We start from the raw sequence: 14,501 nt of genomic DNA on the forward strand, positions 1-14,501 counted from the left end.
AAACAAACTATGCTCTAGGGGGAAAAATCAATGGGAATCAAACGCGGATTTAAATATGATTTTTCGTTGTTGGCCATTTTGTTGATCCCGATTGGGATCGCAATCAACTTTGTCGGCGCGCAAATTATACTGCTGCTCAAGCTGCCGATCTACCTGAACACCATTGGAACGATTCTCACGGCCATGATCGCCGGTCCTTGGGTCGGTATGATTACGGGGGCCAGCACCAATCTGGTTGTCGGCATAACGAACCCGGTCTCGTTCGCATTTACGCCTGTACAAATGGCCGTCGGTCTGGTGGTCGGCCTGCTCTCCATGAGAGGCATGTATACGAAGCTGTGGAAAGTCATCTTGTCCTCATTCGCTGTCGTACTGACCGTTCTGATCGTGGCTTCTCCGATCCAGGTGCTGATGTTCGGCGGAGCGACAGGCAACTCTTCGGATGCCGTGGTTGCTACATTCCTGGCCTCCGGTCAGCAGATCTGGACAGCGGTATTCTCAACCAAAATCCTGGTGGAAAGCGTCGACAAAATCATCAGCAACGTCATTGCCTTTGTCATCGTGATGAAGATGTCCCCAAGATACTTGTCCAAGCTCAATTACGGTGCAGCTTTTATCAAAAAGAAATGACGTGTAGTCCGTAATGGATACGCTTTCATAAAGGAGGGGTTCTTGTGAATAACGAACGGTCCTTATTGAGCCGTCTTTATCCAACAACCAAGTTTATGATTACCATCGCTTTATGCATGGCAGCATTTATCGTGCCCGGCTACGGGTTCAGTTACGCCGTTCTGCCGATTTGCATGGTGCTGGCCTACTTCGCCGGCAGCTTTAAGGAGTTTTCCAATCTGGCGATCAAGGCTCTGCTGATGATTGTTGTGTTCATCTTTATCCTGCAGAGTTTCTTCTATCCCGGCAACGACATTCTGTGGAGCTGGAGCATCTTCTCCATCAAACGGGAAGGACTGGAATTCGCCCTGTTCCTGACATCCAAAATCGTGGCGGTGGCATCGGCCTTCATTCTGTTCTTCCGCATCACGAAGGTCAAGGATCTGGTCCATTCCCTGGAACAGATCGGCCTGCCGTCCAAAGTAACCTATGTCATCTTGTCCACCTTGCAGCTCATTCCGGAGATGAAAAAGCTGACCCACGTCATCATGGATGCCCAAAAAACAAGAGGCGTTGAAACCGAAGGCAAGCTGCTTGTCCGCATGAAGGCCTTCCTGCCGACCCTTAGTCCGCTCATTCTCGGATCCGTGGCGAGCACGGAGGAACGGGTACTGACACTGGAGTCGAGAGCCTTCTCGGCCAATGTCAAAAAAAGCAGCATCTACAAACTGGAGAAAACAAAGCATGACCGGCTGGTTCGAATGCTGCTGGTCGTCCTGCTTGCTATCTTAATCGTCTGGAGAGTTGCGCTATGAGTATCATTACGATCAAGAATCTATCCTACCAATATCCGATCAGCGAGTCCGATGCACTTAAGAACGTGAATGTAACGATCGAAAGAGGCAAGCTGTATGCGCTGATCGGGGCCAACGGAGGCGGAAAAACGACCCTGTGCAACGTCATTCGCGGGTTTATCCCCCACTTCTATAAGGGAGATCTGCGCGGCGAGGTGCTGATCGAAGGCAAGGATATCCGCGAATGGGAAATGGGCGAGCTCTCCCAAAAAATCGGCTATGTGTTCCAGAATCCTTTTACACAGATCAGCGGCGTGAAGGATAACGTGTTTGAAGAGATTGCATTTGGCCTTGAAAATCTAGGCATGGAGCCCGGACTTATCCGGGAGAAGGTGGATCAGGTCATCCAAATGCTGGAGATCGATTATTTGCGGGACAAAAACCCGTTCGAGCTCTCCGGCGGCCAGAAGCAGCGGGTTGCGCTCGCCTCCATCATCGTCATGGAGCCGGATGTGCTGGTCATTGACGAGCCGACCTCGCAGCTTGATCCGAAGGGGACGGAAGAAGTGTTCAAGATTATCGAGCTGATGAAGAAAAAGGGGAAAACCATCATTCTCGTCGAACATAAAATTGAGCTGATTGCTGAATATGCCGACAATGTCATTCTGCTGAGCGAGGGTGAAGTGGCGATGCAAGGCAGCTCGCAGAAGATTCTTACCGATGAGCGCGCACTAGCATTCGGAGCCGCGCTTCCCCAATATTCGCTGTTCGGCCTGGACATGCGCAAACGGGGGATGGATCTCGGTAGTATCCCCTTAACGGAAAAAGAAGCCCTCGAGGCCGTGAAGACATGGATGAAGAAGGGGGTTAACGCATGAGCTTTCTGACTTTGACGAATGTTTCCTATGCCTATCCGAACGGCTACAAAGCGGTGGATAGCGTCAACATGTCCTTCCGAAAGGGCGAATCCGTTGCTATTGTCGGCCAGAACGGAGCGGGTAAAACGACCACCGTCAAGATGATGAACGGGCTCCTCAAGCCTTCCGAGGGAGATGTCGTCATCGACGGCTGGAATACGCGGGATTATACCACCGCTCAAATATCGAGAAAGGTCGGCTATGTATTCCAGAATCCGGACGACCAGATCTTTCATAACGATGTGTACAGCGAGATTGAATTCGGCCCCCGCAAGCTCGGCCTTCCGGAGGAACAGGTCAAAGCGAATGTCATGAAAGCGGCGGAGCTGGCTGGCATCGTCCCGTTTCTTAAGGACAATCCGTATAATTTGCCCTATTCCATGCGTAAATTCGTAACGATTGCCTCCGTCATTGCGATGGATTCCAGTGTCATCATTCTGGATGAGCCGACGGCAGGTCAGGATCTTCCGGCCATGGCACGGCTCGCCCATCTGATCGAGGCTTTAAACCAGGAAGGAAAAACCATCATCACGATCACGCATGATATGGAATTTGTCGTGAACAACTTCCATCGGGTCATCGTCATGGCGAACCGCCAGGTCATTGCGGATGACGACAAGCGGGCCATCTTCTGGAATCTGGAAGTACTGGAGCAGGCGATGCTCAAGCAGCCGCATATCAGCAGGCTCAGCCACTCCCTGAATATCGGCCGCAACATCCTGGCGATACCGGAGCTTGCGGACGAGCTTACCAAGCATAAGTGATGGATAAGGGAGTGACAACGATATGGAGCAGGAGCAGGTAAAGCACATCTTGTTGGATGTGGATACCGGCGTGGATGATGCCCTGGCGCTCATCTATGCCGTAAAATCCAATAAGCTGCATATAGAAGGCGTTACAACGGTATTTGGCAACGTGGACGTGAAGCAGGCAACGGAGAATACGCTCCGTGTGCTGGAATTGGCGCAGCCCCGCTACAAGATTCCGGTTGCCATGGGGGCGGACGCCCCTTTGTTTCGCCCCCGCCGCGAGAACGTAACCGCCATTCATGGAGCCAACGGCCTGGCCGGATATGAACTGCCGGAGGCGCGCCAATCGCCGGTGAACGAGAGGGCATCTGATTTCATCGTGCGGAAGGTGCGGGAACAGGCACATGACATTACCCTGGTATTCACGGGCAGACTGACCAATCTGGCGGTGGCGCTCGCCAAAGACCCGTCGATCGCGCAGAAAGCCAAGCTGGTGCTGATGGGAGGCGCCATCAAGGTGCCGGGCAATATAACGCCCGTATCCGAAGCCAACATCCACGGCGATCCTGAAGCGGCGCACCGGGTGTTCGAGTCCGGGATTCCGATTACGATGGTAGGCCTGGACGTGACCGGAAAGGCCAAGTTCGGCGAGGCTCATTTTCAACAGCTCATGAACGGTTTCACGGATGAACAGGCAGAATTAAGAGCATTCATGCAGCATATATTCACCTTCAGCTTTGAGGCAAGCGACCGATTGAACGAGGGCAGATATCGGCTGATGCATGATCCGCTGGCGCTGGCTGTCGTCGAGGACGCTTCCCTTGTGGAGATGGAGGATTATTACGTCTATATCGAGACAAAGGGACAGGTATCTTCCGGTGCAACGCTGGTCGACTTCAGGCGTCCGCAGTCACGGACCAATGCCTCTGTCTGCATGCAGGTCCGTGAAGAGGCATTCCTACAGCATTACATTCGCACGGTGCTGTCATAACCGTCAGAGGAAGGAGCATGATTAATGCATCGAATCGTATTGGATGTGGATACGGGAGTGGACGATGCGCTGGCGATTGCCTATGCCGTCCGCTCTTCGGCTCTTGATATCCTGGGAATAACGACCTGTTTCGGAAACGTTCCGGTAGAGAACGCCACTCACAACACGCTTCATGTGCTGGAGCGACTTGGCGCAGCCGGAATCCCTGTCGCCATGGGGGAAGCCGCCCCCTTGTTCCATCCCTCGATGAAGTCGTATCCCGTCCAGTTTCATGGCGAGAATGGACTCGGCAACCTGGCATTCCCCGATCCGGCAGCCAAGCCGGTCTCCACGTCCGCCGCGGCGTTTATGGTGGATCAGGTCCGGCGATATCCAAAGCAGGTAACACTCATCTGCGTCGGCCCATTGACCAATCTGGCTGCGGCCATTCTGCAGGCGCCGGAGCTATCTTCGCTGGTCCGTCAGATTATCATAATGGGCGGAGCCGTGGGCGTGCCGGGCAACCGCCGGATGCATGCGGAAGCGAATGTATACTCCGACCCGGAAGCGGCCCAACTCATCTTCCAATCCGGAGCTCCGATTACGCTGGTCGGCCTGGACGTGACCATGCAGACCGAGCTCAGTCTGGAGGATATTCAGCGCTGGAGAGACCTGGATTCGGACCTGACCCGCTTCTTGGCCGACATGACTTCCTACTATATCGGAGGCTACCGGGAAGCCTATGGCGACCGGACCGGCTGTGCCCTGCATGACCCGCTGGCGGTAGCCGTCGCGATCGACCCGAGCCTGGTTGAGGTTCAGCCGATGGTGCTGCAGGTGGATCTGGAAGGCATTCACTCCTATGGCAGAACTATTGCCGATCTGCGTCCGCGTTGTACCGCTCGGCCGAACGTCAACGTCTGCACCGGTGTCGACGCCAAGCGGTTCCAAGAGCATTTTATGAAGACCTTGATGAAATAGCTGCAGCATAAGGAGTGAACGCCGGGTGCGTTTCACTCCTTTTTGATGAATGATCTATCCCCGCCTAAAACCCGAAATAATGGGACACAACCAAAAAAATGGTACCTATCCTTCTGATTATGAAATTCGATAGAATAAAGATGTTCTTAGGTGTAAGCGTTTTCCATTGCGCGCATAGTCTGGGAGAATCCATAATGGATTAAGGGAGGGTATTTATGAGGCGATCTTACATTACGGAAAGGCGGTTTAGGCAAAAGGGATTGAGTTTGTTCTTGGCGGTCCTGATGCTGGCTGGCATCGGCCTATGGCCGACTTCGAAGGTTCAGGCAGCTGAGGCTGCCGGGACTACCATTACCTCGATGTCTTACTTTTCGGCAGCAGACGGGCCTGTCATCACAAAATCAGGGGTTGGTCAGGCCAGCTACGGTTTTGTCATGCCGATCTTCAACGGAGGCTCCGCCACCTGGAATGATGTTGCCCAGGACCTGGGAGTAAAGGTGAAAGTAAATGGCAGCTGGGTTGATATCGACAGTGTCAGCAGCTTTGTCTATAACCAGAATTGGGGTCACTGGAACGACGGCGGCTTTACCGGCTATTGGTTCACGCTCTCCGCAACGACCGAAATTCAGCTGCACTCCAAAGCCAATGGGGTCACGCTTGAATATTCACTTGTCTTTCAAAACATCAACAAAACAACCATCACGGCGATGACCCCGACGCAAGGCCCGCAAATTACGGCAGGTTTTACGGGTGGTGCCGGCTTTACCTATCCGACTTTCAACAATGATCCCGCCATAACCTATGCGGCCGTAGCGGATGATTTAAAGGTGTATGTGAAGCCTGTAAACAGCAGCCAATGGATCGATATCGACAACAATGCAGCCAGCGGCTGGATCTATGATCAGAACTTCGGCCAATTCACCGACGGAGGCGGCGGCTACTGGTTTAACGTAACGGAATCGATTAACGTCAAATTAGAATCAAAGTCCTCTTCGGCTAACATCGTATATACCATCACCTTTAATGAGCCCGTAAGAAATTCTTATGTCCTTACGCCTTATGAAGGAACGACCTTTACAGCCGATGCGAGCGGCGCTATCGGCATCCCACTGCCTAAAATTGATGGGGGTGCGCCAATCGGCACCGAGCTTGGCAATTTCGTATACCAGATCAATATCAACGGGCAATGGGTGGATTTGGACAATTCGAGTCAGAGCGGATTTGTATATGCCGCTAATGGCTACAACAACATGTCCGATGCCAATCAGTGGGGATATTGGGCCGACCATATCTATGGCCTGTGGTTCCAGCCGATCCAGGAGGACATGCAGATCCGTATCGGCTATCCGCTAAATGGGCAGGCAGGTGGAAGTGTGGGCAGCAATTTCGTCAACTATACCTTGATTGGCAACCCGGATGCTCCCCGTCCGGATGTAACCGATCAGGAGGATATTCCGATCGGAACGCCAAGCGACTCGGCCATCGAGGGCATGAATCTCATCTGGCAGGATGAATTTAACGGAACTGCGCTCGATCTCAGCAAATGGAATTATGAAACAGGCTATTATCTCAGCGACGATCCCAATACCTGGGGTTGGGGAAATTCGGAGCTGCAGCATTATACCGATCATGCACAAAATGTTTATGTACAGGACGGAAAGCTTAATATCAAGGCCTTAAACGAGCCAAAATCCTTCCCACAGGATCCAAGTCGGTATGCACAATACTCCTCCGGCAAGATTAACACCAAAGATCATTTCTCCCTTAAGTATGGCCGAGTGGACTTCCGTGCAAAGCTTCCTACAGGCAACGGCATCTGGCCTGCGCTCTGGATGCTTCCGCAGGATAATGTGTATGGGACATGGGCATCCTCCGGTGAAATCGATGTTATGGAAGCAAGAGGACGCCTGCCTGGGGCAACGAGCGGCGCCGTACACTTTGGGGGACAATGGCCGACGAACCGGCATCTTTCCGGTGAATATCACTTCCCTGAGGGGCAAACCTTTGCCAATGACTATCATGTCTACTCGGTCGTCTGGGAAGAGGACAGCATTAAATGGTATGTGGATGGCAAGTTCTTCTTTAAAGTAACCCGGGATCAATGGTATTCCGCAGCGGCGCCGAACAATCCGAATGCTCCTTTCGATCAGCCGTTCTACCTCATTATGAATCTGGCGATCGGCGGGACCTTTGACGGCGGCCGGACCCCGGATCCGTCCGATATTCCTGCAACGATGCAGGTGGACTATGTGCGTGTGTATAAAGAAGGAGAAGGCGGCGGCCAGAATCCGGGAAACGTGCCCGTTACCGGCGTAACGGTGAATCCAGCCACAGCACAGGTGGAAATCGGGCAGAATGTTCAATTAAACGCCAGCGTGGCACCGTCCAATGCAACGAATAAGCAGGTCACCTGGTCCGTTTCGGGTTCCAGCATCGCATCCGTGAGTCCGAGCGGTCTCGTGACCGGGCTCGCTCCGGGTACGACAACCGTCAAGGCGACGACCGCTGACGGCAATAAAACAACCAGCGCTACCATTACCGTTGTGCAGGCACCATCCACCGTGATTGTCATCGGCGATGAGGTGAAGGGCCTGAAGAAAATCGGCGATGACTTGCTGTTCTATGTCAATGGCGCAACCTTTGCCGATTTACACTATAAGGTCAATCATGGCGGGCAGCTGAACGTAGCCATGGCCCCAACGGGGAACGGCAGCTATACCTACCCTGTCAATAACTTGAAGCATGGGGATACCGTCGAGTACTTCTTTACCTATAACCCGGGGCAAGGAGCACTGGACACCCCTTGGCAGACGTATGTTCATGGGGTAACGCAAGGAACGCCGGAGTAACCCGGTAAGTCCGGGCGAACATGTAAGTGGTTGAAAAACCGGTGTCTGCTCCGGGTTGCAAGTGCGCAATATCCAATAAATCAGGGCTCTCTCATTCATAAGAGGGCCCTGATTTATTGGAAATGGATTCAATACGACAATTGCTTGCCCTATAACCCCTTTTATTTTGAAATTGAATTTTCTGCATACCACTTTCTTAATAGATTAATATGCGCTTGATGGTATCGGTTGTGGTCAGCCATATGCCATAATCCCCAGCGAATGGTGGCTTGCTTTTCATTCTCATGGCCAAATGTGACAACTCGGTCTAGATCAGCATCTTGTAATTGGGTGCAGGTGTCTTTCAACATGTTTAACACATCTTCATACTCCGATATCAGGGTGTTGAGAGCCTTGCCTTTGACCATCGGAAGTCGGTTACTCGCATCAATCATGGGGCCATATTGTTCTTGTAAAGATTGAGGAAGAGGCTCGCCTTTCATTCGGTACACCCAATTCAAATCAACATACAGGATATGTCTTATTAATTGGGCGGTACTATTAAAGCTGCCATTGAGCCCCCTGTAATCGACTTCTTCCTGCGACATCCCCTTCGTGATCAGTTGAAGTCGCTGGCTATTTTCTTTCACAGCCGAAAACAGCATTCCCACGATCGGTGACATATTCGCTTCCCCTTGTAAATCGCACAACATCTGGCTTTTCCTCCTTCAATATGGGTCTACATATAAATATACTCGCTCTCCTTCATCCGCCATAAATATTCATCTATCGTTGGTTCTCCGTTAGCTGAATCACCTATATTTTTTGCATATAGCTTCAAAATTACGAATGTGCACTCGCCGCTTTACCCGCCTGTCTTGAATGTAAAACTTTCATAACGAATCTTGCTATAGGCTGTGCGATCAACAGTTCAATCCAGAACGCTACGCCAAAGTTTCGAGGCCAAGTATGGAGGAAATTTTTAAACGGGTCCAGACTTATTTGTTTGGTACCAACCATAGGGCCTATGATGGAGAGCAAAAGAGATAATACCGTTACATTTAGTACGATATTTAGTAATACTCTTGCATTAAATCCATCGGTCTGTCCCACAAATTTCGGCATCACCTTACCAACGAGAGGGCCCGCAACTAGCTTTACGCATAACACGACGATGATCCACATCATAGGAATCACTTTTAGACTATCCATGTAAACTTCTTTACTGAAGCCGCGTTCCAATCCAATAATAATCGGCGCGATCGTGTTTACTGAAATAATCGATATGATCAATAAAAATAATATACCCTCTTTTCCGTTTCTAGGCAGTCTTGTCTCTACGTACTTCTGGTATGCCTATTTTCTGAATTTCTTCGTCGAGGAGGCCCGAAGGTTCTATTGGTAACGTAGCAGCTCTCTTTTCATAGAATTCGTTGATTTATGTTTCCCTTGCTGCCCTGTCCTCCCACTTCTCCCTCAAAGCTTTCAAGTCCTCAACAAAGAACCTTAGCAAATTGGGCCTTCTTCTTACTGCCAGCGGGTGATAGGTAAAGCCGATCGGTACCCCTTGGAACTCTTGCCAGCTTCCTCGAAGCTCCTTGACGGTGGCATTCTCCTTCTGCGGGAATAATCCTTCGGCCACGGCATTCCCAAAGCCAAATAGTACTAGCGGCTGCTTCTGAAGGATCTGCGACTGTAGATGCGGAAGACAGGCCGCTCGGGTTGCAGGTTTATCGTAAGCACGGATTGGCCGGCGTTTCAGCAAATAGGTGACATAAACCGTATGTATATCCATACCCGCTTCCCTCATGCCGAGTTGGAGGGTTTCCCGGGTACCGCATAAGAACTCATTTCCTTCCCGGTCCTCCCGGGCTCCCGGATTATCCAGGATCATCATCAGCGAGCCTTGCGGATTGCCTTCCCCCCAGATGACGCGATTCCGCTGTTTGAACAGTTCGCAGCGTTCACAATCCTGAATACCTTCGGGCGCTTGCTCTTCAGGCAAGATGACACAGGGGTGATCCATTTCCGTAGACATGCCAATCCTTCCTTTCTGTCGCATGCAATGGTTCCATTATGCCCACCTAAAGCAAAAACTTGCCTTCGCCCCATTCCCTAATCCGGCAAGTTTCCAGACCGTGTCCCTACTTCATAAGAAGGAAGCACATGATCGTACATGAGATGCAGCGTCATGCCGGTAGCCGCATGATCCAGGTTATGGCAGTGGTCCATCCACATCCCCGAGTTATCCGCGATAAAAGCGACCTCATACGATTCGCCCGGCAAGACGTTTAACGTATCCGTCAGCCATGGCGTCGCTACTTTCTTGCCGTTCTTCTTCAACACGGTCATATGATGCCCGTGCAGATGCATCGGATGCTCGCCCAAGCTTTTATTCACGAATGTCGTTTTGACCCTGTCGCCTTCTTGGACGACGAAGGTCGGAACCCGGGGATACACCTCCCCGTTGATCGTCCATAGAAAATGAAACCTGCCGTTGTAAAATCCCATTTCATTGCCGAGGATCATGTGGAATTCCCTATCGAATTGGCTCGCTGCCTTAACATCGTTCACGACAGGTTTCCCGTAATCCGATGGGTCAAACTCAGCCGATTCAGCCTGGAAGACCGGCCTCTCCGGAGCGCTCCCGGCATAAAAAACCATTCCCGGATTGCTCTCGTTCTTGGCATCGCCGAGCTTAAAGAAGACCGGACGGTCCGGCATCGTGAAGACTACGTCGTATCGGCCGCCCGCCCCCAGCCGAAATGCCGTTTCGTCGGACAGGGGCTGCGGGTCTTGAATCCGTACGCCGTCGATGCTGGCGATTCGGAAATCGGCTCCTTGCAGCAGATATTTCTCCGAAAGATTATGGGCATTGATGATTCGCAGCTTCACGATTTTCCCCGGCTTCACCTGCTTCCACTGGAACTCGTCGTGGTTTCCGAATGCTTTTTGATATCCTTGATCGGTCTCCCATCGATGGTTAATCATTGTGACCTCTTCATCGTAAACTTCGGTTTCCTGTTTCGGCTCGACGATCAGGGTGCCAAACAGCCCTTTCACCACTTGCTCCGCCGCTTGCTGATGCGAGTGAAACCAATAGGTCCCTTCCTGCTCGGCCCGAAACTTGTATGTGAACGATTGTCCGGATTTAACGACGTTTTGCGTCATCCCCGGGACGCCGTCCATGGCATTCGGTACGTTATAGCCATGCCAATGGATAGTGACGCCGCGATCAATATCCTGATTGACCAGCTTCACTTCAATCATTTCACCTTGCTTTACTCTAAGCTCGGGAGCGATCTCACCGTTATACGTCCAGGCATCGACGACGGCCCCGGAATCGAGCGTCAACTCCTTCCGTTGCGCCACCAGCTCGAATGTCCGATCGGCGGGCTGCGAAATGTCGCCTGTCAGAGAAGCTACTTCGACTTGGCTTGAGTCGGCCGAATCGGGTGGATGATGAACGTGATGCTGATGATTGGAGCCTCCCGACATCCGGGTAGCCGTGCCGCCTCCCTCATCCATCCAGTCGTGATTCATCATATCGGAGGTTTCCGGCAGCTTGGAGACCTGGACACCCACCAGTACATTACCTACCAGCAGGGCTATAGCTACCATGGCCGTAAGAATGCCTGCAAACGCGAATTTTAATAGCCTGGCAACAAGCCCGCGCCGAAGCGTTTTCCCCCTCTTCACCTTCATGTACCTTCGATTTGCAAAAATCGCCGGTACAAGCAATAAGAGCACAACCAGCAAGAAGCGATAACCGACCTGAGACAGGCCGGGCAGAACCGGTTGGGCAAAGACGGTACTGAAGGCGGAGATGCCGGATGCGAGCGCAGCCGCGAAAAAGGACAGCAATATGGAGGGCTGGGCCGCGGCTTCCCGTGATGACGGTGTGGGCGATTCTTCGCCGGAATTCCGTAAGCTTTTTAACCGGGGAAGAATTGCTCCCACGATATACAACTGAGGAAGCAGTGTCAGCGGGACAAGCATCTTGACCGTCCCTTCAACAAACAACCAGCCATCCTTGATAAGCTGGAGGGTGATCGCACCGTACCAAGCGGCGCTCAGTACAAGGGCGGTGCCAGTCACCCAGAGCAGGAATGTGCTTCTCTGGTTTAAGCTTCGGCTGGTCTTGGCGTAGGGAAGGCCTGCAGCCGTTATGCCGGCGATTCCCCACAACAGGGTCATAGCGATCGTAAGCATGATGCTGAATATGGTTTCGAACATGGTGTCCACTCCTTGTCACCGGATGCTTCGCCAAGCTGAACTCTCGGTATCATTTTCTTGATGGATGATCGCAGCTCATGTCTCCATCTGTCAAACGTTATCTTTGATGGCTATATTACCAGCGAAATGTTGCGAACTTATGGTGAAGGTATTTACAGATTGTGGAGGCAGCCCCTATTCTTTATGTAGTAATCAAAATGGTTAGGTCTGGGAGTGTGGGAATGGGAACCAAGGTGCTGATCGTTGAGGATGAAACGAAACTTGCGTCGCTCATGGAATCGTATCTTCAAACCGAAGGGTATGATTGTCTGACCGCGATGGACGGCAAAACGGCCCTGCAGCTGTATACGCAACATAAACCGGATATCGTGATATTGGACTGGATGCTTCCGCAAATGAACGGGCTGGACACCTGCCGGCAGCTCAGACAGTCAGGGTCTCCCGGCATCATCATGGTTACAGCCAAATCGGAGGAAGCCGACAAAATCATAGGGCTCGAGATGGGGGCGGACGATTATCTGACGAAGCCCTTCAGCTTAAGGGAGCTTTCTGCACGCATCCGCTCCTTATTGCGACGCATGAACCATCATGGGAATGACGGGGCCGGCAGTGTGCTACGAAGAGGAGATCTGAAGATTGACGAGGACAGCCTGCAGGTGTTTAAAGGAGGGCAAGAGCTGCATCTTACACCAACCGAATTTAAGCTCTTGCACCTGCTAGCGTCTAAGCCTGGGCGGGTGTACAGCCGCATGCAGCTGCTGCGGCATGCTTTTGAGGAGGAGTTTATCGTTGACGAACGGACGGTGGACTCCCATATCAGCAAGCTTCGAAAGAAGATTGACAAGGGCTCCCCGTCCTCAGACTACATTCAAACGGTGTACGGCTTCGGCTACCGTTTCGGAGCGGCACATGAAAATTAAAACCAGGCTGACTCTGTCGATGGGCGTTTTGATCGTATTTATTATGCTTGTTCTGCTTGCGGTCACGCATGTGCAGTTTTATATCACCCGCGATTTGGCCTATCTTGAGGAGAAGGAAGCTTTTGAATCCTTGAGGAAGGAGTTTGAACAATATTACCGAAGTAACGGGAATTCTTGGGAAAATATTCGGAGCGCAAGATTTGAATCTGCCGCACCCTTCGTCGAGATCGTGTTATCCGCGGAGGGACAAATCTTGTATCAGCAAGGAGAACTAAGCGCAGATGAGCTTCGCAGTGACGGCTACATGCTGGCGCTTGATCAGGGGGACCAGAGGATCGGCAGATTGTACGTGATGAACGAGCAGCAGTACAAGATCCACGAGTTCAAAACCATGTGGTACGGGATGCTGCCCAATATCGGCATCGCTTCGCTGCTGTTCACCGGCATTGCCGCGCTGCTGACAATCTTGTTGTTGTCGTGGAGGCTGACAAGCCCGATCCGCAAAATCATCAACGGCATCAAGACTATCAAACAAGGAGGCACCCCCGCAGTCTTTCCCGAGCACAGGAAGGATGAATTCGGCGCGATTTCCAGGGCTCTCCGCGAGATGAACGATTCGCTGGCTGAGGCGGAGCGCACCCGAAAGCAGCTGATGTCCGACGTCACCCATGAATTGAAAACGCCGCTGATGATTATCCAAGGGGAATTGGAGCTGGCTCACGAGACGGGGGCGCCCATGACTGCCGACAAGCAAGCCTCGATTCTCGATGAAGTATTGCGGCTATCGCGTTTGGTTCATGATGTGCTGGACTTGTCCAGGCTTGAAGCCGGCATGACAGAGCTGCAACCTAAAGAGGAGAACCTGGTTGCGCTGCTGGAAGACTTGCTGGCGAAAACCCGGTTTATGGCCGAGGATAAAGAAATCCAGCTGTCCCTGCATGCCGAAGATGAGGTTATCCTCGTCTCGGTGGAGAAATTCCGCATTCTTCAGGCACTGTACAACATTCTAACGAATGCCGTGTACTATACGAATACCGGCGGGCAAATCCGCATCCATGCGGAAACGGTACACCTGCCCGATCGACAGCAGCAATATGCCCGAATCCGAATTGAGGACAATGGAGCTGGCATCTCCGAGGAGGATCTGCCCCATATCTTCGACCGATTCTATCGGGCGGACCATTCCAGAGCTCGTCCCGGCGGCGGAACCGGGCTGGGGCTTGCGATTGCACAACATAACATCCTTGCTCATCAGGGCTTAGTTGAGGTGGAAAGCGGGGTCGGCGAGGGTTCGGTGTTCACGATCTACTTGCCTGTGTGATGTATGGAGTCAAGAGGGCCGGTTCCCCGGCCCTCAATGATGATTTTGTAGGCTCGCTGCAGTCTCTAGCGTTCCGCTTAAGTTAACGGATACCTATCGGCAAAAAAAGCGAAAGGAGCTAGCGGTAACCAGCCCCTTTCGCTTGTTGCACTTATGTATGAAGCCCTTATACCCTA

General features: G+C 52.0%; 13 protein-coding genes. 9 read left to right on the top strand and 4 right to left on the bottom strand.

Features of this window, described 5'->3' with window-relative positions; translation table 11 throughout:
* Positions 1 to 30: 30 nt before the first annotated feature.
* From PLA01S_RS13845 to PLA01S_RS13875, 7 genes are all read left to right on the top strand, one after another.
* Positions 31 to 630, top strand: a complete 600-nt coding sequence (locus tag PLA01S_RS13845) for an ECF transporter S component (RefSeq protein WP_015738050.1) — start codon at positions 31 to 33, stop codon at positions 628 to 630.
* Between the two features lie 44 nt (positions 631 to 674).
* Positions 675 to 1,424: an energy-coupling factor transporter transmembrane component T gene (locus tag PLA01S_RS13850; protein WP_127592718.1), complete on the top strand. Its 750-nt coding sequence runs from the start codon at positions 675 to 677 to the stop codon at positions 1,422 to 1,424.
* Positions 1,421 to 2,281, top strand: a complete 861-nt coding sequence (locus PLA01S_RS13855; protein WP_127592719.1) for an energy-coupling factor ABC transporter ATP-binding protein — start codon at positions 1,421 to 1,423, stop codon at positions 2,279 to 2,281. Before PLA01S_RS13850 ends, PLA01S_RS13855 begins: the two co-directional genes overlap by 4 nt.
* A complete protein-coding gene (locus tag PLA01S_RS13860; RefSeq protein WP_127592720.1) occupies positions 2,278 to 3,084 on the top strand; it encodes an energy-coupling factor ABC transporter ATP-binding protein in 807 nt (268 codons plus the stop codon). Before PLA01S_RS13855 ends, PLA01S_RS13860 begins: the two co-directional genes overlap by 4 nt.
* Before the next feature lie 22 nt (positions 3,085 to 3,106).
* A complete protein-coding gene (locus PLA01S_RS13865; protein WP_127592721.1) occupies positions 3,107 to 4,060 on the top strand; it encodes a nucleoside hydrolase in 954 nt (317 codons plus the stop codon).
* A gap of 24 nt (positions 4,061 to 4,084) precedes the next feature.
* Positions 4,085 to 5,020: a nucleoside hydrolase gene (locus PLA01S_RS13870; protein ID WP_127592722.1), complete on the top strand. Its 936-nt coding sequence runs from the start codon at positions 4,085 to 4,087 to the stop codon at positions 5,018 to 5,020.
* 215 nt (positions 5,021 to 5,235) lie between these two features.
* Positions 5,236 to 7,869: a family 16 glycosylhydrolase gene (locus PLA01S_RS13875; protein WP_127592723.1), complete on the top strand. Its 2,634-nt coding sequence runs from the start codon at positions 5,236 to 5,238 to the stop codon at positions 7,867 to 7,869.
* Between the two features lie 161 nt (positions 7,870 to 8,030).
* Here the strand turns inward: PLA01S_RS13875 and PLA01S_RS13880 are convergent, their stop codons facing one another.
* From PLA01S_RS13880 to PLA01S_RS13895, 4 genes are all read right to left on the bottom strand, one after another.
* Entirely contained in the window at positions 8,031 to 8,561 is a 531-nt protein-coding gene (locus tag PLA01S_RS13880) for a DinB family protein (RefSeq protein ID WP_127592724.1), read from the bottom strand.
* A gap of 130 nt (positions 8,562 to 8,691) precedes the next feature.
* Positions 8,692 to 9,141: a DUF2798 domain-containing protein gene (locus tag PLA01S_RS13885; protein WP_246059493.1), complete on the bottom strand. Its 450-nt coding sequence runs from the start codon at positions 9,139 to 9,141 to the stop codon at positions 8,692 to 8,694.
* A 145-nt stretch (positions 9,142 to 9,286) separates the two neighbouring features.
* Positions 9,287 to 9,886 (bottom strand): uracil-DNA glycosylase, encoded by a 600-nt coding sequence (locus PLA01S_RS13890; protein WP_127592726.1) that lies wholly within the window; start codon positions 9,884 to 9,886, stop codon positions 9,287 to 9,289.
* A gap of 77 nt (positions 9,887 to 9,963) precedes the next feature.
* Complete coding sequence (locus PLA01S_RS13895; protein WP_127592727.1) at positions 9,964 to 12,084, bottom strand: multicopper oxidase family protein; 2,121 nt, start codon at positions 12,082 to 12,084, stop codon at positions 9,964 to 9,966.
* Positions 12,085 to 12,305: 221 nt separating this feature from the next.
* Here PLA01S_RS13895 and PLA01S_RS13900 point away from each other — a divergent pair, with 221 nt between their 5' ends.
* Entirely contained in the window at positions 12,306 to 13,004 is a 699-nt protein-coding gene (locus PLA01S_RS13900) for a response regulator (RefSeq protein WP_127592728.1), read from the top strand.
* The gene (locus tag PLA01S_RS13905; protein ID WP_127592729.1) at positions 12,994 to 14,325 is read left to right on the top strand and encodes a sensor histidine kinase; all 1,332 of its coding nucleotides are present in this window, start codon (positions 12,994 to 12,996) and stop codon (positions 14,323 to 14,325) included. Before PLA01S_RS13900 ends, PLA01S_RS13905 begins: the two co-directional genes overlap by 11 nt.
* Positions 14,326 to 14,501 lie beyond the last annotated feature (176 nt).

It is taken from the genome of Paenibacillus lautus NBRC 15380 (assembly GCF_004000945.1).
Taxonomy (GTDB): domain Bacteria; phylum Bacillota; class Bacilli; order Paenibacillales; family Paenibacillaceae; genus Paenibacillus_AQ; species Paenibacillus_AQ lautus.